Genomic DNA, 20,371 nt, shown 5'->3' with positions numbered 1-20,371 from the left:
GTGCGCTCAATCCTCGTCGGCAGGATACCTTGTGTGCATCACGATTTGTTCTCCCAGATATCGCTTTCCGCACGAAACGGCGACACATAGCCGTTGATGCCACGAAATCGGCGCATGACCTCGATCGGAACAAGCTGCAGTTCGCTGTGGAAGTGCCTGGCAAGCGAGGTCGTGTTGGGCGGAAGGCCTGGTCCTTTGCGTGCACCTTCACTGGGTCCAAAGCAGCCGTAACAATCACGGCCCATGCCTGGACAGATCGCTCCACAGCCGGTTCTGGTGACCGGCCCGAGACAAGGCAGCCCCTTCGCGACCAGCACGCAAACATTTCCTCGTCGCTTACACTCCAGACATACGCTGTCGGCCGGTAGGCGAGGTTGGACCCCGACCAACAGATCTGTAATGACGCGCAGGAGTTGGCCCTTATCGATCGGACAGCCCCATAGTTCGAAATCCACATGGACATGTTCCGAGATAGGCGTGGATGTACTGAGGCTCTGTATATATGCGGGGCTCGGATAGACTGCGCGCTTGAACGATTCGACATCGGCCCAGTTCCGCAATGCTTGAATGCCGCCTGCCGTCGCACAGGCTCCGATCGTGATCAACACCTTCGTCTGTTGTCTCAAGGCGAGAATGCGATGGGCGTCCTCAGCGGTCGTGATCGATCCTTCCACCAGAGCGATATCATACGGGCCCGGCCTCATGTCGCTGGAAGCCTCAGGGAAATAAGCGATGTCCAGCATCCGACCTAAAGCAAGCAGGTCTTCCTCAAGATTCAAGATGCTGAGCTGGCACCCATCGCAGGAAGCGAACTTGACTACGGCCAGTCTTGGCCGCTGTCGCTCATCAGGGTCGAACATCGCTTCGCCTCACACTCCTGCCCGCCCTAACCAGGGCTCGACTCGGTCATACCGCATGACCGGACCGTCTTTGCATACAAAGTACGGACCCAACTGGCAATGGCCGCAGAGGCCGATCCCACACTCCATATGGCGTTCCAGCGAGACATAGACAGCCGTCTCCGAAATACCGCGCCTCATGAGGATTGGCACGCCCAGACGCATCATGATCTCAGGTCCGCACAGCAGGACGATGGTCTTCCGCGGGTCGATCGATACCAGCTCGAACAGTTCTGTCACCACGCCGATGTGATACCTCCAACTCTTGTCCGGTTGGTCGCTGGTCAGCAACACCTCTGTATCGGGAGAGCGCCGCCATGCATCGAAGCGCTCGCGATAGAGGAGATCGTGCGGCGTCTTGACGCCGTGCAGGATTTTGACGGACCCATATTGCGCTCGCCGACGGAAGATGTACTCGATGGCCCCTACCACCGGAGCGCAACCCAGGCCGCCTGTGACGATCACGACGTCGCGACCGCGCGCCTCCTCCAGCGGCCAACCTTGTCCGAACGGGCCTCGGACGCCCAAGGTGTCCCCCGGTTGGAGACCGGCGATCGCATTGGTGATTCGACCGACAGCTCGGATGGTATGGTCCAAAAACTCCGGCTCATCCGGGTCCGAAACGATGGAAATCGCCACCTCGCCGACTCCGAACACATAAACCATATTGAACTGGCCGGCCTTGAATCGAAAGCGGCGCTGCATCTGCTCGTCGACAAACTGCAAGCGGTAGGTGTTGATGTCTTCGGCTTCCCGAATCTTCTCGACAATAGTCGCCGGATGGATGACATAGGGGTTTACCATTGCATCAGCCTTCAACACGCCGGCTACGATCCTTCTCCCTGTGGGCTGGTCCACGACGACCGGCTGCTCGATGTCAGCAAAGCCGACAACTCCTCCGTCAAATCGATTCCGACCGGGCACCATGTGATGCATCGGCCGCAGCCAACGCAGCCGGACATGCCGAATTGATCGATCCATGAGGCGAGCTTATGGGTCAGCCACATCCGGTAGCGATCCTTGATCGTGGGGCGAATGTTCTTGCCGTGGATATAGCCATGTTCCTGGGTGAAGCAGGAATCCCACAATCTGGCCTGTGCGGTTTGTTGGTGCGAAAGGTCCGGCGTCTCTTCGACTGTATGACAAAAGCAGGTCGGGCAGACCATCGTGCAATTCGTGCAAGCGAGGCAGCGCCCAGCGACATCCTCCCATCGTGGATGTTCATGGGCATCGTAGAGCGCTTGCGGCAAGCGATCGTGATCCAGTCGGCGGATCTGGCTATGGGCGCAGGCTTCTATATGCCTCGCTGCCTCGTCGATTAGGTTTTCGTGGGCAGGAGATAGGGAGAGATCAAAGAGCAAACCAGATCCGGCCTCGCTGCCCGCTTCGATCAGCAGCATGTCGTCCACTTCCGTCAACGCGAGATCGAAGCCGGTTTGTGCGTGAGGGCCGGTCTCCATGGATGCACACAAACAAGTGCTCAATGTTCTGGTGCAATTCACAGCGATCACGAAGAGTCCTTCACGGCGAGCCGCGTAGCAAAGATCTCGGTAGGCATCGTTTAGAAAAATCCGATCTTGGATGGCCAGTCCGGCAAGATCGCAGGCACGAGCCCCGATGACCGCAATTTTTTCTGACTGGGGAAGCGCTGGATGAGCGGCGAATCCGCCCTTGCTCCGCTTGATTTGCAAGAGAGGCTCGCGCGGCGCAAAGACGAACGGTTTAAGCGATTGCGGCCCGTGAACGACACCGAAGATGTCTTGGGATCCAGTCTGTTCAAGCCGATAGCGACCTGGTTCTTGGTGATCACGCCAGCCTATCGGCAAGTCCGACACGAACCGGATCGTCTCCCACACGACAGACCCGTCACGCACAGTGGGCCCGACAACTCGATATCCCTCCGCGCTCAAGGCATCGAGCAATCGTTGGAGGTGAGCTGCCGGTAGGACTCTGTGAATGTCGCCAGCCACAAATCCCTGCCTATCATCTGATCGATGGTCGGACCATAGTACGAACTCCTATCCTCTCGCGCAAGGCAGGAACATCGCGTCCGCGTCATCACCACACCCTCGTGAATGCAAGCTGCATGGACGCTCTCCCGCTCCTACGTCAAGCGCTCCAACAGGGCAACAGGAAATTCACGCAGCACATCCGCCATCGGCAACATTTGGCGATCACCGACCGTCTGAGTCGACAGCCTCTCGCCGGTGAAGAGATTGCGATAGACCGAATCCGGCCTCCAGGATGGCACGGCCACATAGGTGTCTCCCCACACATCCGATCCGACCGGAAATCTCATGGCGTCGCCGGTCAGCGAGACCACGAGGCGCGGGACGACGGTCACCACCGCCCGCTCCAGGTGGAGACGGGCAAACGCGCAACAATGCTCCTGCTTGGTTCCGTAACCCTCGAGCGGGATGTAGTCCCCCTGATGAAACAGTGAGCGGTTGTCTCGACGGAAGTGCAGAGTACTCCTCGTCGTGTAGAGCTTGATCCTTCCGTCGATGCGTTCCGCGAGCAGGGTGCGAACCAACGGCCGCAGATCTGAGCCGCACTCCGCGAGACTGCACTGCAACTCGTTCAGCATGGCCGCGCGCATTTCATAGTCCACCGGTCGACGATTGTCCGGGTCGACGAGGCTGAAATCCCAGAGTTCGGACCCTTGATAGAAATCCGGAATGCCGGGAGCCGTTGTTTTGAGCACCACTTGGGACAGCGCATTCCACATCCCCCACTGAGCGATCCGTCGCTGAAACGGAAGGAATTCGTCAAGAAAGGCATTGGGCCTACCCCGGTCGAGGATCTCATCGACGAATTGCCGCACCGCGTCCTCGTAGGCCTGGTCGGGATTGACCCAACTCGTATGGGTCTTGCCTTCCCTCAGTGCTTTGTTCATATAGCCCTGCACTCTCGCGCAGAACGCACGGTACTGTGCGTCGTCGAGGGGGCTGAGGGGCCAGATGCCGACGAGTGTTTGGTAGAGTAAGTACTCTTCATTACGATCAGGGGCGAGTTGTCCCTCCACGTCGACTTTGCACTTCCGGGTGAGCTTCGCCCACCGATTCACACAGGTCCGCCACTCGCGAGGCATCTCCGACAACACATTGATGCGCCCCCGCACATCCTCACTCCGCTTCGTATCGTGGGTGGAAGTGGCCGAGAGCGAGAAGGGCCAGCGCGCCTGACGCTCCCGGAGATGTTTCTGAAAGGTCGCGACCGTCACGCCGAACGATTCGGGATGGCCTCCCACCTCGTTCAACGACACCAGCCGGTTGTACAGGTAGTAGGCTGTGTCTTCAATGCCTTTCGCCGTCACGGGACTGGTCATTTGCTGGAACTTCATCACGAACCGGAGCTGTTCCCGGCGATCCTGACTGGTCCGCTCATCCCATTCCTTCAGCAGTAGTGATCGGACGAAGTCGAAGACACGCCCGCTGAGTGCGGGGTTTCGTCGCTTGGCCCTGGCCACAGCCAAACGGATATAGGCGCGGTCTCGATCCAACAGAGGCTCGGGACCCTCCGCGATATAAGTCCGGTACACGGGGAAGCAGGCGATGATCTCGCGGATGGCGTTGGTGAGGCTGTTCAGTGTGAAGTCCCGCGATCGGCGATCTCGTTCGGACAGCTGGTTTAATCGGTGTCCGAGCACATTGATTTCGCTGGCCATGGATGCCTGCATGATCAGCTTCTTCGATCCATAGACCAGGTCCTCAAACGAGATGCGGCGGCGGATGAACCGGACATAGGTCTCGTTCATCGCCCGCTCGTGGCTCGTCTGTACGAAGAGGCCGTTGATCAGATTCAGGAATTCGTAGCCGGTCGTGCCGGAGACCGGCCAGGTTTCAGGCAGCGGCTCGTCCTTGCCGAGAATCTTTTCCACCACGACGAACAGAGAACGGCCGAACTCGCGCTGAGCCCACGTCTGCCACTCACGCAGATACCGACCGGGATCAGAAAGGCCGTCCACGTGATCAATACGGAGCCCCGTCACCGTACCCTCTTTCACAAGCCGGAACACCAGCACGTGCGACACCTGGAGGACCGCATCGTCCTCCATCCGGACGGCGGCCAATTCGTTGATGTCGAAGAACCGCCGGTAGTTGATTTCTTCCGCCGCCACCCGCCAGTCGGCCAGTCGGTACACCTGCTCGTTGAGCAAGGCATCGAGCAGGTCGAAACTGCGCGGATCGCCCTTCGTCCCGTTGAAGATCCGGACGTTGTCGTCGAGAAATCTCGCGATGGTCGCTCCGTCCCGCACCAACGTGGCGAGACGCTGCCTGATGATGTCCCGCTCCCGGTTCCGCTCCTCCACACGCTCCGGATCCGTTTCCGTGCTGGCGGGTAGATTGCGGAGAGCCGTCACGATGCTTTGCAACTCCTGCACATGGGGGAACGAGGCTCCGGCCTCGGCGATCAGTTCATCGAGCCGGTGCGTGAGCACCATCGCCGCCGATTTCGGCCCGACAGGCAGCCGATGGTCATAGTACTTGATGAAGAACCGTCCCTCCTCGTACAGCAGGGCAATTTCCTGATTCTCCAGGACCGTTCCATAGAGATCGCCGAGGATCGGCAGGAGCACCTTGTTCTCCAATTCTCGTTTGACCGGGTGCCAGTCGATGTCGAACAGATGCGCAAAGCGCGAGCTGGGTCCGTTCTCGAGCACGTCCAACCACCAGGCATTCGCCGACCGTCCGATTCCCATATGATTCGGTACGACGTCGAGGAGGTGGCCCATCTGATGGGCCTGCAGCGAGCGGATGAATTCGTGATACTCGTCTTCGGTGCCAAGTTCAGGATTCAGCGCGGTGGGATCCACCACATCGTAGCCGTGCTGACTACCAGGTGTCGCCTTCAAATAAGGCGAGGGATAGCAGTCCGTAATACCCAAGGCAGACAGATACGGGACGATCGCGGTCGCCGCCTTGAACGGAAACGCTCGATTGAGCTGCAGCCGGTACGTGGATACCGGCACGGAGGGCTCGCTTGTGGACATGTCCGTCATAAGGGTACGAGCGTCACGTATTCCGCAGAAACACCGCGACCGTGTAGGCCTGAAGAAGAAGGGTCACGCCCGCCGGCACGATGACCAGCTCCGGTGGAAGGCGTTCCTGCCCGTCGCCGCCGAACTCCTGTGCCGTGGACTCTAACCGAAGAAGCCAGCGCCCCTCAGGCTCCCGCAAAAGCACTGACACCGGTGCGTTGTTGAAACTCAGGACCACCAAGGCGTCGGGCCCTTGTACTCCCCGACGATGTGCGACCAACACGTTTTCTTCTTCATGATCCAGGACATGATCCCTGGAGTCGGCGCCGCCCGCACCCAGTGATGGAATCGCCTTTCTGAGACTGATCAGCTCCCTGGTCCACTTCAGCATGGCAGCCCGACAAGGATTCAACGGACCGTCGATTTTGACGCGCGACCGTTCGTATGTGAGAGGATCCTGGGGATCCGGAATCTTCCCCTCCCATGCGAAGGATGCAAATTCCGCCCGTCGCCCCCGACGCACGGCTTCGACCAACGCCGAGTCGCCATGATCGATGAAGTAAAGGAACGGCGCCGTCTCGCCCGACTCCTCGCCCATGAAGAGCAACGGAATGTTGGGGGACAACAGGACGGCCGCAGCCGCGACCTTGAGCGCCGTGAAGGGAACCTGGGTGCTCAGGCGGTCACCGATCGCCCGATTCCCGATCTGATCATGGTTTTGTGAGAACACAATGAAGCGCGACGGAGCACAGGATGTCGACGAATTTCCGTGACGACGCCGGTGGTACCGGGAATATTGCCCAGAGTAGATGAACCCGTCCCGCAAGGCTGTCGCAAAATGTTTGAGCCCGTCGTAATCTTGATAGTATCCGGCCCGTTCCTTCGTCAGCACGGTCCGGAGTGCGTGGTGGAAGTCGTCATTCCATTGAGCATCCATTCCATACCCCCCCTGCTCGGGAAGCGTGACGACCCGCGCGTCGTTGAGCGCACTTTCCGCCGTCACGAAGATTCGCCGCCCCAGCCGAGCGGCTTGATCGTGCACCGCCGCGGCCAGGTCTTGGAGGATATGGGTGGCGCTGAAATCGTAAATCCCATGGATTGCGTCCAGACGGAGCGCATCAATATGGTATTCGGTGACCCAGTACAGCGCATTGCTGATGATGAAGTGCCGGACTTCGTCACTGTCGGCTCCATCATAGTTGATCGCGTCGCCCCAGGGTGTGCGGTAACGATCGGTGAAGTAGGGACCGAAAGCGGCCAGATAGTTTCCTTCGGGCCCAAGATGATTGTAGACCACGTCGAGAATCACTGCTAACCCGGCGGCATGGCAAGCATCGACGAGTGTCTTGAGGCCTTGCGGCCCGCCGTAGGTTGACTGAGGTGCATACAGGTAGGTCCCGTCATAGCCCCAGTTCCGTGTGCCCGGAAACTGCGCGACCGGCATGAGTTCGATGGCCGTGATCCCCACATCCTGCTTGAGATAGTCCAGGTGAGGGATGATCGCCTCGAATGTGCCGGTCGGTGTAAATGTTCCGGTATGGAGTTCGTAGATGATCAGGTCTTTGAACGCGACCCCTCTCCAGCCCCGATCTGTCCAAGCAAACGCATCGGGATCGATCACGGCGGAAGCCTCATGGACTCCGTCGGGCTGGAACCGCGAGGCCGGATCAGGCAGGGCTTTCTCGCCGTCCAAGACGTACCGGTAGCGATCCCCCGCCCGTACACCCTCGACCGTGAGGTCGAAATAGCCCTGCTCGCGCGGCTCCATTGGAATCGGCTGATGTCCTCGATCAAGCACGTGCACGGAGACATGCTTCGCGCGAGCAGCCCACAGTCGAAACCGGACCGCCGACGGACCGATGAGGTTCGCGCCCAGATCCAGTCGCCACGCGCTGCAGATCTGTGAATCCATCAGACCACCTCTTTTTCAGTTTGCCTGAACGAGGCTCCTTAATCCAAGAGCGATCCGTAACATTGAGTCCACGGTAAAGAAACCGCACTTGCGCAAGCGCGTCCGGTTCATTAAGGTTAGTCTGTGGTGGCTGGATCCCCGAGCCACAAAGAGACGAGATGACGGAACGACGATCCGTGAGAACCTGGCCTGGACACCCCTACCCCCTTGGGGCGACCTGGGACGGTGAGGGGATCAACTTCGCGCTCTTTTCCGAGAACGCGACGGCCGTGGAACTCTGTCTCTTCGACGGGCCGGACGCCCCAAAAGAATCCCATAGGATTCGCCTCGAGGAACGCACCGACCAGATCTGGCATGTGTATGTGCCGGGGCTTTGGCCGGGCCAACACTACGGCTATCGGGTGCAGGGCCCATATGAGCCAGAGGAAGGACACCGGTTCAATCCCAACAAGATGGTGGTCGATCCTTATGCCAAATCCATCACCGGCAGGATCGATTGGTCGGACGCCATGTTCGGGTACCGCATCGGCGACCCTCAAGCCGACCTCTCATTCGATGATCGCGACAATGCGGCGAATATGCCCAAGTGCGTTGTGATCGATTCGGCCTTCACATGGGGGGGGGACAGCCAGCTCAAAACACCCTGGGAAAAAACCATCATCTATGAGGTCCACGTCAAGAGCATCACAGCTCAGCATCCGGACGTGCCGGAACGGATGCGCGGGACCTATGCCGCCCTGACCACTCCGGCCGTGCTTGATCACTTGGTCGACCTTGGCATTACGGCAGTCGAGTTGATGCCGGTGCATCGGTTTGTCCGCGATCGGAACTTGGATGATCGTGGTTTGACCAACTATTGGGGGTATAACACGCTCGGCTTCTTCGCACCGGATGTTCGATATGCCGTGTCTCCCGTGCGGGGACGTCACGTGCGCGAGTTCAAGACGATGGTCAAAACCCTCCACAGCGCGGGAATCGAGGTCATCCTGGACGTCGTCTACAACCACACCGCCGAGGGCAGTCACCTCGGACCGACCCTCTGTTTTCGAGGCATCGACAACGCTTGCTACTATAAGCTGGTGCCCGGTGACGAGCGTTATTACGTCGACTATACCGGTTGCGGGAACACATTGAACGTCAGACACCCGCGCACGCTGCAACTGATCATGGACAGTTTGCGGTACTGGGTGATTGAGATGCACGTCGACGGCTTCCGATTCGATCTTGCGTCGGCACTGGCGCGGGAACTGCACGAGGTCGACCGGCTGAGCGCCTTCTTCGACATCCTGCATCAGGATCCTGTTCTGTCTCAGGTCAAACTGATCGCCGAACCGTGGGATGTCGGCGAGGGGGGCTATCAGGTCGGCAACTTCCCCGTCGGCTGGGCCGAGTGGAACGGCAAATATCGCGACAGCATCCGGCGCTATGTCAAAGGGGACGGGGGCCAGGTCGCTGAATTGGCCTACCGGTTGACGGGCAGCAGTGATCTGTATGAAGGGAGCGGCAGACGTCCATTCGCCAGCGTGAATTTCGTCACCGCGCACGATGGATTCACGTTGCACGATCTCGTCTCCTACAACTCGAAGCACAATGAAGCCAATCGGGAGGAGAACCGCGACGGGACCGACGATAATCTCAGTTGGAATTGCGGGACGGAAGGGCCCACAAGCGATCCTGCCGTCACCCAGCTCCGTGAACGGCAAAAACGGAACCTCGTGGCGTTGCTGTTGCTCTCGCAAGGTGTGCCGATGATCTCCGGGGGCGACGAGATCAGTCGGACACAGCAAGGCAATAACAACGCTTACTGCCAGGATAATGAGATCAGTTGGTACGACTGGAAGGTGGACCAGGCCAAGCGCGATCTCCTGTCCTTCGTTCGCGACATGATCGCATTCCGCAAACAACATCCGGTCCTGCGACGCCGGCGTTTTTTCCAGGGCCGCCGCCTTCGCGGGTCGATGGTCAAGGATCTGGCTTGGTTCCGACCGGACGGGAAAGAGATGAGCGACCAGGACTGGGACGCTGGATATGTCAGGTCACTGGCCTTACGTCTGGCCGGTGACGCGATCGCCGAGACCGACGAGAAGGGCCGGCCCATCATCGACGATACGCTCCTCATCCTCCTGAACGCCCACCACAGGCCGCTCACCTTTACTCTTCCGGCACACAAGCGCGGCGTGCGCTGGCAGCCCTTGTTCGACACGTCCTCAACTAGCTTTCATCCCGAGAAGGCCCGCCTCATCAGGGGAGGCAAGCACTACGAGATCGAGGCGCGGTCCCTTGCCGTCCTTCGATTGCTGCCTCACGACTAACTAGGCGTTGCAGGCGAGACGGAGGATTTCCCGCTCAGCCTCCAACCAATCATCGAGAGCATAGCCCTGCCGGTAGCCACGCTCGGCGTAGAGTTCATAAGCGCGATCGGTGATGCGAGCTTGTACATCATCGCGAGAAGAAACCGATTGGCTATGGACCGGTTCCTTCTGAGACACAGCCGCCCCCCCACTTTGAATAGATTCAGAGCTCTTCCGTCTTTTGGGTTCTTTTGCGGCCTGTGGTTGCATGATGCCATCTCTCCTTTCGTGTTTTATTATGAGGGGTTGGACGTGGTTGTGTTCGACAACGCATAGAGGCCAGGACCTTTCGTCGTCAGTCGGACTTGTCCTGCGCGGTTCATGCGGTCTAACTCACAAAACACCTGGTTCCAGGTCAGGTCTGGACACTCGATCACTACCTCTTCTAGCTGGCCACCCGGAGAACGAATGATGACTTCCATGTGTCCTCTCTCTTCTTGTTCATGGGTTCTCCGGTTATCTTGGAACGGAGAAGCTCCTCGCGCATCTTGGATGCCAATCACGCTCGTCGGCGGAAATGACGGCTCCAGGCATCATTGAACATGATGCCTGTGTGAATGTGTGCCGCCCCGGTCAGCAGCCGAGACGCAGAGACTCCCTTTTATGGGTGGGCACTTCGCGGTAATGCTGTAGGAAATCCTGTGGCTGAATACCGCCCAAGCCACGCTCTAGGTATCGCTTATGTCAGATGCATCCTCTTGGAAGGATGCACCACACGAGCGCGGCAAGTATCCTGCGTTCACCCGGTCACGTCACTTCAAACCTTGGTAGGGATCGTCGAAGATGGCCCTACACTCAAGACATCGAACCTTGCCGGTCCGCTTGCCACCCCTGGTCAGGACGTCGTCAATGAGTCGTTGGTGTGTGCAATACACGTTCGCACCGGTGCGGTTGGGCTTCCAACCGGTTTCTTGAATCATCTGGGTTTCCATAGACTCCTCCACTCCTTCGAGGCTCATAGGCTCCCGACACTTGGGGAGGTTATTTGATCGAGATACGCCCGCCACTATCTCGTGAGACTGTGAAATTGGTGCATCTTAGCACAATCCTCGCTATTAACGACCTAGTGGACTCCCGAGTCGCTTGTAGAAATATTTACTAGGGAGCTGGTGACGCAGGAATGGTCGCGCCTGTGACGACGTGATAGACCTTCACCCTATAAGTCTTGTCGCCGGCCAGGATCATACGAATCTGCCCGCTTCGACTCAAGTAATCGATCGCGAGGAACACTTGGTTCCACGTGAGCTCAGGACAGAGGGTCACCAACTCTTCCATGGAACAATCGGTACCGAGCTGCTCCAACACACAGTGCACGCGCACAATGATCGCCGCGAGCGTCATAGGACACCTCACTCTTTAGGAAGTCCACGTCCCATACGGTGCATCGTAAATGACCGTATCGAGGAGGGGTACTAGGCAAAGCCTAGATGCGTGATGAAATATTGCTGAGGTGAGTGCATCGAAACGTGACGAACGATGGAGCTGTTCAGAGACTCACCAAGCCTGCGCTCACGGCATACCTGGTAAGCTCGGCAACCGAATGGAGATTCAGCTCCTCCATAAGGCGCGTCCTATGGAATTCAACGGTCTTGACGGAGATGTGCAAGAGTGAGGCGATCGACTTGGTGCTTTTCCCCTCTGCGATGTGTTGCAGCACTTCCCGCTGGCGCGGTGTGAGGGCGGTCACTGGTTGTTTACAGACAGGCCTCCGGGATGGATGGAGCGTCATCCCTACCGTATCCTTGGTCACGAACGGTGTCATGTAGTGCTGACCTCGTCGAACCGCCTCGATGGCCCGCGTGAGCTCCTCCGCCGCAGACTGTTTGACCAAATAGCCTGCCGCCCCTGCCTCAAAGGCCTGGGTCACGTAGGTGGGTGTGGCATGCATGGTCACGAAAATCAGCTTGCTATCCGGCACCAGTTTCGTGAGCTGTCGCGCTGCGTCCAGGCCGTTGAGCAGCGGCATGGAAATGTCCAAGAGAATAATGTCCGGCCGCAGCCTTTGCGCCTGCTCGATCAAGGCTCGGCCATCTTCGACGGTGCCGACCACGTCTCCTAGCTCTTCAACCAGTCTTCGGAGACCGGCCAGCACGAGCGAATGGTCATCCGCCATGAGGATGCGAGGACGAGTCAAGGCCTATTCTCCAGGAAGGGAATCCAGGCACAGACCTTTGTTCTATCCGCCGGCCTGGAATGGATGTTGAGAAATCCGTTCACCAACCGCAGCCGTTCCCGCATGCTGGTCAGCCCCAGTCCCTTCTGGTGATTGCTTTCGTCATGGAGTGTCAAGGGTCATCCAAATTGCCCCAGTTATGGTCATCGAAAATTCCCCACCCCGTTAGGTTGTCGTTGACGCTTCTTCGACCCGCACAAGTCCGGCTTTGAGTTTCTCCTTCAGCCGGTAGGAATGGCCCCGGATGTTGATGGTGATCGCGTGGTGGAGCACCCGATCCAGGATCGCAGTCGCCAGCACCCGGTCGCCAAACACCTCGCCCCAAGCCCCGAAACTCTGGTTACTGGTCAAAATCATCGGCCCCTTCTCATAGCGGCGTGAGATGAGCTGAAAGAACAAGTTGGCCCCGGTGCGGTCAATGGGCAGATAGCCGATCTCATCAATGATCAGCAACCGGGGAATGGTATAGAGCTTCAGCTTGTCCTCCAGCCGATTCTCCGTGAGCGCCCGAGTCAGCGTAGCGATCATGGCGGCGGCTGTCGTGAACAACACCCGATAGCCCTGGGCAATGGCTTGCAGCCCTAGCCCGATGGCCAGGTGGCTTTTGCCCACACCGGGCGGCCCCAAGATCACGACATTCTCGCCGTGCTCGATGAAGTGGCAGGTCGCCACCTGCTGAATCTGCTTCTTATCCAACGAAGGCTGGTAGCTGAAGTCGAAGACCTCCAGACTCTTGACGAATGGAAATCGCGCCAAACTCGTCCGCATCGCAATGTTCTTCGCGGTCTTGGACGCGACTTCTTCGCCGAGCACCTGGTCGAGGAAGTCGGCATAGGGCAGCTCCTTGACGGCCGCTTCTTGTAAGAGGGCCTCCAGCCGCTCCCGACTCTTCAAGAGCCGTAGGCGCGTGAGTTGGTCACGGAGCCGTTCCAGTTGCGCCGCGTTCATGGCCGCCCCTCCTGCGACGCCGTGCGCTCACACACCGCCTCGTACCAGGCCAGATCCCGCACTTCGACCTCCGGCAAGGCATCGGGGCGAGGGGACCGATCGCTCACCGTGGACCGACGGTGGCGGGCGAGACGCGCACTGGCTCCAGGGCCGTGCTCGGGCTGGATTCGGAATTGGTGCTGGCCCGGGAGCACCGGGTGCGTCGCGATCTCTTGGTCACGGTGAAAGATGTGGACCGTGTCCCCCCGTCGTTGCACTTCAACCCGCTGACCAATGAGCCGGAAGGGCACGGAGTAGCGGTTCGTCGCCAGGCTGACCAAATAGTCCTCGGCCACGATCCGTGAGACGCGCGCCTCCTGCTGGAAGGCGCGCTGGTCCGCCAGCGGGACCAGGTGGTTGCGTTCTCGCGCAAACCGGACGAGTGGCTCCTCATGCGTCGTGCCATGGATGCGGCGGTCGGCAATTGTCGCGGTCCATTCGTCAAGTTGGGTTTGAAAGTCCACCAGATCGACAAACGTTCGTCCCGGCAGAAAGTTCCGTTTCAGATATTTCACGCCGGATTCGACCTTACCCTTGGTCTGGGCCCGATAGGGCCGACACACGCGCGGCTCAAAGCCCCAATAGTCGGCGAAGGCTTTGAAGGTGGGATTCCAGAGCCGCCGCCCCGTCTCATCCGCATAACAGACGGTTCGCGGTCGGTCATACAGATGCTCTCGCGTGTGGCCACCGAAATGCGCAAAAGCCCGTTCATGGGCCTCGAGAAACTGCGCCAGCCGCTCATCGGCACAGGCGTAATAGAACCCACGTCGGCTGAACCCCAACGTCAACACGAACACGTGCACCACCGTCGGGCCGGCGCGGAAGGGCACGGTGGCTTGGCCCCAATCAATCTGACTCTGCTGGCCCGGCGGTGTCTCAAAGCGGAGGAGGGCCCGCTCCGCCTGCAGCTGACCCTCACGCAGCGGCGCCACCCCTCGCTTCACCGTCTCATAACTGCCGATGTACTCGTGGCTCGCTCGCAGTTCCTGATAGAGAATCCGCGCCGAATAATTAACCTGCGACGCACGGGTCCGCACAAAGTCGGCATGGGCGGTCAGCAGCGTCTCCGTCATCGCCGCTCGGCGATAGGGTTGCCACGTCGTCTGCTGCAGACTGCGCCGCACGGTCTTCCGATCCAGGTCCAACCGCCGCGCAATCCCTGAAATGGATCCCCGCTCTTCATGACGCAACCGTCGAATCTCCGCCCACCGCTCTTGATCCACCATACATACCTCCCGAGTGTGGTCTACCTGGGACGGTATGATCGTTGTCTCCTTGCTATCGTCAAGTTCCATCACATCCCTCCTTCGGTGAGAGGGTGGGGAGAATTCATTGACCACATCTGGGGATTATTGCATGACCGCTGACACATGGAGATCGAAGCCCCTTCCATTGTCCGTCACCGAGAGGCCGATCCCCTTCGACGAGCCGCTCAATTTGACGAGGACTTCCGTTGCATTCGCATGCTTCACCACATTCTGAAGACTTTCCTGACACACCCGGAACAGGCAGGTCGCGCTGTCGAGCGGGAGCGACTCGGGCACGTTGCCGACTTTCAGCGTAATGCGCAGCTCCGTTCGTTTCATGGCCTGCTGAATATGTTCTTCAAGTGCCGCCCGGAGTCCTGCATGTTTCAACAAGGACGGGTGCAGACGATGGGCTAACCGGCGCAGGTCATCGGAGAGCTGAGCCAGTTCTTCGCGCACCGGCTCCAGGGCTTTGCCGAGCGACTCTGGCGAGAGCGAGGGCTGGCGATCGAGTGCCGCTAGATCGAGCGTCAGGGCGACCAGCCGCTGGCTGAAATCATCGTGCAGGTCGCGCGCGATCCGCTGACGCTCACTATCCTGTGCCGTGAGGAGCTTTGACGCTAGGTCTTGGAGTTGTGCTTGTGACTGCTGTAACTCAAGTTGCTTCTGATGGAGTGCCTCTTCCGCCTGCTTGCGCTCGGTGATATCGTTGTCGATCGTCAATAGGCACCGGTTTCCCCTGAGCGTGATCCAGTCAGTTGAAATAATAAATCGGCGCAGTGCTCCATCTCTCACTCGCATGGACACTTCGAGATTTCGGACTTTTCCTTCAGCCCTCAACCGATCGATGAGCCGGACCCGCTCTTGAGGATCAGGCCAAATCCCCAACATCAGCGTCGTTTTCCCGATGACCTCGTGCCGTTGAAACCCAAAGATCTCTAGACAGGCGTCGTTGACTCCGAGACAGCGCCCCGTTTCCATCTCGATAATCCCGATCGGGTGCGGACTCAAACGGAAGGCCTTGGCAAACAGCTCTTCTACAGACGGCGGTACGAGACCAGACCGCGAGGTTGTGCCGGTCGTTCGCGCGCGCCTGGGTGACTTTCTCTTGGTTAATGATGCCTTCTTGATCGTTTTCGACGTCATGGCAGGGGGTACAATGGTAGACCCTCGGGTAAACGCCTAGCAAGAGCAGCGCGCCGCTGAAGGGCTTGCTTAGTGAGGAGTCCGTACAATTGAAACGCCAACATGATGATCAAATCACCTACTGTTGCAATCCAATACCCCGCCTCTCGCACAGTATTGAGGACTTTATCCTTAACACGCTGTTGAGTGCCCATCCTGCTTGCAACGAAGACAGCCTCACCCTCATTATCTTCAAATGGTTCTTGAGCGTCGCTGATTGCGGCACATCCGTTGCTCATCGCTCTCAAAAAGATAGGAACGATCTGTCAGCCGTGCAAACCATGGCGCTGTCAAACAGCTCTCGTGCAGATCACAACACAGGCGTCGGTGATCAGACGATCGGCTATTGATTATTCATAGAAGACGGTTACCTTAGAAGTGAGCGGAGGCCTCGGTGAGAGGAACAGTCGAGAGAATCGAGGTCAAGTGTGGGGGTGGTGAGCAAGCCCGCCGGTACGGAGCGGGAAGCCTAAAACCCCTCCAAGACCTCCACCTTTCACAAGCAGCTCTCTGGACCTACCTCCGCTCTCGTTTTGTTTCTCGTGTGATTTGATCTTCGCCGAATGAAGCAGCGATATGGTCTTAGGAAGATCTATTGTTGAAATGGTCGGGAAGACTTTGAACAAGTTCACTCTCAGTGATGTAGAAAGAAGCAACAGATGTCCCCAAGTACTTGACCCGTAATGCCACAGATCCCGCTCCTTTCCATGGGAGCGAGACGTGCACCAACCATCTCACGTATCGGTTTTCAAGAGGGCCCTGTACGAGCGTGAGATCTTGGCACCATCGATGCAGCGGCATCGGATTGACGACAGGCTTCAGAAACTACAGAAGAAGGAGGCACTGGTTATGAGCGGATTGACAAGATGGGAACCGACGACTCGATGGAACCCGTTCAAGGAACTCGAAGAGATGGAGAAACGACTCTCAAGCTTCTTCGGTCGTACACCGGTTTCTACCGGGGACAAGAAGGAAGCCATCACTGTCGCGGAGTGGTCGCCGCTGGTGGATATCTTGGAAGACGAGAAGGAGTATGTCATCAAAGCGGAAGTGCCCGAAATGACGAAAGAAGAGATCAAGATCAACGTCCATGACGATGTCCTTGCCATCAGCGGCGAACGGAAATACGAGAAGGAAGAAAAGGGCAAGAAGTATCATCGCGTGGAACGGGCGTACGGCAGCTTTATGCGGAGCTTTGTCCTTCCCGAAGACGCCGATGGGTCCAAGGTCAATGCCGAATACAAAGATGGCGTGTTGAAAGTCCATCTTCCAAAGTCGGAGAAGGCCAAGCCCAAAGCGATCGAAGTGAAAGTTGCCTGAACCTTCAACCCCCGGCTTTCATCGGGAAAAGGAGGGCATTATGTTTCGTCATCCGCGTTACCTCGAAATTCCATGGGAAGTCCATTGGAATCAGAATGAGGCAAGGCCGCAGCACCACCTGCTCCTCACGGCCATCCTGATCGTTTTGACGATGTTCTTGATCGGAGTGAGCGTAACAAGCGGTTTGATGTAGGCCTATGAACTTCAATGAGTGGAAAAGAGACACATGGCATTTAGGAATCGCGAAGAAGCGGGTCGGCGGCTCGTCGAACGATTGATTCGGTATCGTGACGAGCCGGCAGCCATTATCTTAGCGCTTCCAAGCGGCGGTGTGGCAGTCGGGTATCAACTGAGCGTAGGACTGCATCTTCCGTTGGACGTCTTTATCGCTCGAAAGCTGGGAGCACCTGATAATCCCGAGTATGCATTAGGGGCGGTGGCAGAGACAGGGACTGTGTTCTTGAATCCCGAGGCGATGGCCGCGTTTCACCTCTCACGACCTGACATCCAGACGTCTATTCAGGTGCAGCAGCAGGAGATCGTTCGGCGGGAGCACCTCTATCGACAAGGCCGGCGATTACCCACGCTCACCGACCGTATCGTGATTCTCGTGGATGATGGAATCGCGACCGGGTCCACGTTCTTTGCGTCCGTTCAATCCATCAGACATCTCAAACCAGGCCGCCTGATTGGAGCCATTCCGGTTGGTCCGGTAGAGACCATCCGAGAGGCCCGCACGCAAGTGGATGAGTTAGTCGTCCTTGTCACACCGGACCCGTTTTTGGCTGTGGGTACCCACTATATCGACTTTGCTCAGGTCAGCGATCACGATGTGGTGGAGTACTTGAACTTGGCAGAGGAAGGGATGCGCGAGAGGTCGCGGTCCTCCGTATAGCGCTTGGGCTGGGAGGATCATGCCATGAGAGTCGTCATCGGCGTCGATTGGTCGGATCAGGCGTTCGCTGCAGTCACCCAGACGTTTCAACTCTATCATCCGACCGACGTCACAATAGTCCATGGCGTCGATTTGGGGATTTTGAAGCATCCGTTCGTGGCCCAAGCGAGCAACGTGCAAGGGTACGACGATTTCCGCAATGCGATGGTCGATTCGGGACGCCAACTACTGGAACGCGCCGCAGCTATGGTACCGGCCGAGGTGACGCCGATCAGGAAGGTGAACGAAATCGGCAGTCCCGCTCAGCTCATCCTCGACAGCGCCGACAACCTCTCAGCCGACTTGATTGTCGTAGGCGTGCGTGGACGAAGTCGTCTTTCCGAGGTTGTGCTTGGAAGCGTGTCTCATCGTGTGCTTCTCCATGGCTCCAGACCTGTCCTGATCGTGCGAGGAGCTGCTCGCAAGGTTCAGCGGGTGCTCGTCGCGATCGAGGACCGAGACGACGCCGACCGAATCGCGAAATGGCTTACACAACATCCCTTTGCCGATCCCACGGAGCTCTGTGTGCTTCATGCCCTCACTCCGATCGGAGTAAACGATCCATATGACGCGCTGGGAACCGGAACATGGTGGGAGGGCGCGGAGCGCTATGCGGAGGAACTCGTCAATTCGACCGCCGCCAAACTCTTCAACCCTCGCTATACGGTGAGCACGAAGGTCGCCACGGGTAATCCGGCATCGGTGATTGAACAGGAGGCGAAGGGTAGGGATTTGGTGGTCGTGACCTCCCATGGGCGCAAGGGGATTTCTCGTTTCCTCTTGGGGAGTGTGTCCCATGCCGTCGTGCATCACGTGACTTGTCCGGTCCTCGTCTTGAGATGAAAGGATTGAACATGGAAAAGATACTGATCGCTGCGTTCATGCTCATATCCGCGCTGACCTCGGTCGTCTTTGCTCAAGTGATCCGAGGGGATTCGAAAACCGGACAGATCGTCTATGAGCAACAGTGTCTCCGTTGCCATGGGGCCAAACTGGATGGAAATGGCCCGGACAGCCAGGATCTCATTGTCCGGCCGGCCAACCTTCGATCTCAGAGCAGTCGTTCGAAGACGGATTGGGAACTGCTTGTGGCCATTTCGAACGGAGTGTTGTTCAGCCCCATGCACAGCTTTCGCGGCAAACTGACTGATCAACAAATGCTGGATGTGCTGTCGTATATCCGATCCGTGTCACCACCGGATATTATCAGTTAGAGTAGGTGTCTTCTCAGCGTACAGCTTGGCTGCGGTTCCTTCGTCGACTTGCTACTCATTTCTTCGTCATTCTTCTCTGCGGAGGGGCAAGCGCTTGGTCTGAGGAAAGGAACCCGGACATTGCGGTGTTCATTCGAGCCGGATGTCCCCATTGCGAAGCCGCGAAGGTCTTTCTCGACGACCTTCGGCGTGAGCGCCCGTCGCTTCACATTGCCCTCTACGACATCGCTACGGACTCGGCTGGACGGCAGCGACTGGCAGCATTGGCGAAGGACCGAGGCATCACCACCATCGGTGTGCCGACATTTCTCATCGGCACAGAGGTGATCGTCGGATTTCACTCATCCGACACGACTGGAACTGAGATTCGCGCCAAGCTGGACCAGAATGCAGCAGGCGTCATCTCGCATCCATCTGTCGAGGGTATTGAGACGGGATGGTTCGGCCGACTTCGCGTTCACGAGCTGGGTCTTCCCCTATTCACCGTTCTCATCGGCCTACTTGACGGCTTCAATCCTTGCGCCATGTGGGTCCTGCTTTTTCTCCTGTCGCTGCTGGTCAATCTACGAGATCGACGGAAGATGGCGCTCATCGCGGGCATATTCGTCGCTGTGAGTGGGTTGTTCTACTTCGCCTTCATGGCCGCTTGGCTCAATATGTTTCTTCTGATCGGCCTCTCACGGGCCGTGCAAATTGGACTGGGGGGCATCGCATTCTTCATGGGAGTGGTGAATGTAAAAGATTTCTTTGCTCTCCATCGAGGCATTTCGCTGAGTATCCCCGAGTCCGCGAAGCCCGGACTCTACGCCCACATCCGGCGCATCCTTCAAGCCGAACACCTCACCGGTGCAATAGCAGGTGTCATTGTCCTGGCCTGCCTGGTGAATACGATTGAATTGCTCTGTACAGCCGGATTCCCTGCGCTCTACACACAGATTCTCACGATGCAGCAGTTGCCGACATGGGAATACTATGGTTATCTCGGGTTGTATAACCTGGCCTATATTCTTGATGATAGCCTCATGGTGACGATTGCGGTGGTCACGTTGAGTCGAAGAAAGTTGCAGGAACGTGCCGGTCGTTGGTTGAAACTGACCGGTGGCGCGGTGATGCTAAGTTTGGGCCTCGTTTTGATACTGAAACCCCAATGGTTGGGGTTTTAGATACA

Annotated in this window: 19 protein-coding genes; 7 read left to right on the top strand and 12 right to left on the bottom strand. The window is 57.9% G+C overall.

Annotated features, from left to right (window positions below; genetic code table 11):
- Window positions 1-38 precede the first annotated feature (38 nt).
- From P0119_01585 to treZ, 5 genes are all read right to left on the bottom strand, one after another.
- Window positions 39-860 carry a hypothetical protein gene (locus tag P0119_01585; protein MDF0664744.1) on the bottom strand — a complete coding sequence of 274 codons (822 nt, stop codon included), beginning with the start codon at window positions 858-860 and terminating at the stop codon, window positions 39-41.
- Between the two features lie 9 nt (window positions 861-869).
- On the bottom strand, window positions 870-1,703 hold the full coding sequence (locus P0119_01580; protein ID MDF0664743.1) for an FAD/NAD(P)-binding protein: 834 nt from the start codon (window positions 1,701-1,703) through the stop codon (window positions 870-872).
- 23 nt (window positions 1,704-1,726) lie between these two features.
- Window positions 1,727-2,869, bottom strand: a complete 1,143-nt coding sequence (locus P0119_01575; protein MDF0664742.1) for a 4Fe-4S dicluster domain-containing protein — start codon at window positions 2,867-2,869, stop codon at window positions 1,727-1,729.
- A gap of 134 nt (window positions 2,870-3,003) precedes the next feature.
- On the bottom strand, window positions 3,004-5,892 hold the full coding sequence (gene treY / locus P0119_01570) for a malto-oligosyltrehalose synthase (GenBank protein MDF0664741.1): 2,889 nt from the start codon (window positions 5,890-5,892) through the stop codon (window positions 3,004-3,006).
- 22 nt (window positions 5,893-5,914) lie between these two features.
- Window positions 5,915-7,792: a malto-oligosyltrehalose trehalohydrolase gene (treZ, locus tag P0119_01565; protein MDF0664740.1), complete on the bottom strand. Its 1,878-nt coding sequence runs from the start codon at window positions 7,790-7,792 to the stop codon at window positions 5,915-5,917.
- A gap of 158 nt (window positions 7,793-7,950) precedes the next feature.
- Between treZ and glgX the strand changes: the two genes are divergently transcribed.
- Window positions 7,951-10,104 carry a glycogen debranching protein GlgX gene (glgX, locus tag P0119_01560; protein ID MDF0664739.1) on the top strand — a complete coding sequence of 718 codons (2,154 nt, stop codon included), beginning with the start codon at window positions 7,951-7,953 and terminating at the stop codon, window positions 10,102-10,104.
- Here glgX and P0119_01555 read toward each other — a convergent pair whose 3' ends face one another.
- The 7 genes from P0119_01555 to P0119_01525 all read right to left on the bottom strand — a co-directional run bounded on the left by P0119_01555 (window position 10,105) and on the right by P0119_01525 (window position 15,696).
- A complete protein-coding gene (locus P0119_01555; GenBank protein ID MDF0664738.1) occupies window positions 10,105-10,353 on the bottom strand; it encodes a DUF2934 domain-containing protein in 249 nt (82 codons plus the stop codon).
- A 542-nt stretch (window positions 10,354-10,895) separates the two neighbouring features.
- Complete coding sequence (locus tag P0119_01550) at window positions 10,896-11,075, bottom strand: hypothetical protein (GenBank protein MDF0664737.1); 180 nt, start codon at window positions 11,073-11,075, stop codon at window positions 10,896-10,898.
- 166 nt (window positions 11,076-11,241) lie between these two features.
- Entirely contained in the window at window positions 11,242-11,484 is a 243-nt protein-coding gene (locus tag P0119_01545; GenBank protein ID MDF0664736.1) for a hypothetical protein, read from the bottom strand.
- A gap of 145 nt (window positions 11,485-11,629) precedes the next feature.
- Window positions 11,630-12,277: a response regulator transcription factor gene (locus P0119_01540; GenBank protein MDF0664735.1), complete on the bottom strand. Its 648-nt coding sequence runs from the start codon at window positions 12,275-12,277 to the stop codon at window positions 11,630-11,632.
- A 204-nt stretch (window positions 12,278-12,481) separates the two neighbouring features.
- Window positions 12,482-13,264 (bottom strand): IS21-like element helper ATPase IstB, encoded by a 783-nt coding sequence (istB, locus tag P0119_01535; protein MDF0664734.1) that lies wholly within the window; start codon window positions 13,262-13,264, stop codon window positions 12,482-12,484.
- Window positions 13,261-14,529 (bottom strand): IS21 family transposase, encoded by a 1,269-nt coding sequence (gene istA / locus P0119_01530; GenBank protein ID MDF0664733.1) that lies wholly within the window; start codon window positions 14,527-14,529, stop codon window positions 13,261-13,263. Before istA ends, istB begins: the two co-directional genes overlap by 4 nt.
- Before the next feature lie 123 nt (window positions 14,530-14,652).
- Entirely contained in the window at window positions 14,653-15,696 is a 1,044-nt protein-coding gene (locus P0119_01525) for a PAS domain S-box protein (protein MDF0664732.1), read from the bottom strand.
- 888 nt (window positions 15,697-16,584) lie between these two features.
- Between P0119_01525 and P0119_01520 the strand changes: the two genes are divergently transcribed.
- The 6 genes from P0119_01520 (at window position 16,585) to P0119_01495 (ending at window position 20,366) form a co-directional block, all read left to right on the top strand.
- Entirely contained in the window at window positions 16,585-17,055 is a 471-nt protein-coding gene (locus P0119_01520) for an Hsp20/alpha crystallin family protein (protein MDF0664731.1), read from the top strand.
- A gap of 40 nt (window positions 17,056-17,095) precedes the next feature.
- Window positions 17,096-17,248: a hypothetical protein gene (locus tag P0119_01515; GenBank protein ID MDF0664730.1), complete on the top strand. Its 153-nt coding sequence runs from the start codon at window positions 17,096-17,098 to the stop codon at window positions 17,246-17,248.
- A 33-nt stretch (window positions 17,249-17,281) separates the two neighbouring features.
- Window positions 17,282-17,950 (top strand): phosphoribosyltransferase, encoded by a 669-nt coding sequence (locus tag P0119_01510; protein MDF0664729.1) that lies wholly within the window; start codon window positions 17,282-17,284, stop codon window positions 17,948-17,950.
- A 24-nt stretch (window positions 17,951-17,974) separates the two neighbouring features.
- The gene (locus P0119_01505) at window positions 17,975-18,832 is read left to right on the top strand and encodes a universal stress protein (protein ID MDF0664728.1); all 858 of its coding nucleotides are present in this window, start codon (window positions 17,975-17,977) and stop codon (window positions 18,830-18,832) included.
- 11 nt (window positions 18,833-18,843) lie between these two features.
- A complete protein-coding gene (locus P0119_01500; GenBank protein MDF0664727.1) occupies window positions 18,844-19,203 on the top strand; it encodes a cytochrome c in 360 nt (119 codons plus the stop codon).
- 125 nt (window positions 19,204-19,328) lie between these two features.
- A complete protein-coding gene (locus tag P0119_01495) occupies window positions 19,329-20,366 on the top strand; it encodes an NrdH-redoxin (GenBank protein ID MDF0664726.1) in 1,038 nt (345 codons plus the stop codon).
- Window positions 20,367-20,371: the final 5 nt, after the last annotated feature.

It is taken from the genome of Nitrospira sp. (assembly GCA_029194665.1).
Taxonomy (GTDB): Bacteria; Nitrospirota; Nitrospiria; order Nitrospirales; family Nitrospiraceae; genus Nitrospira_D.
This window is presented reverse-complemented; position numbering and strand designations above follow the sequence as displayed.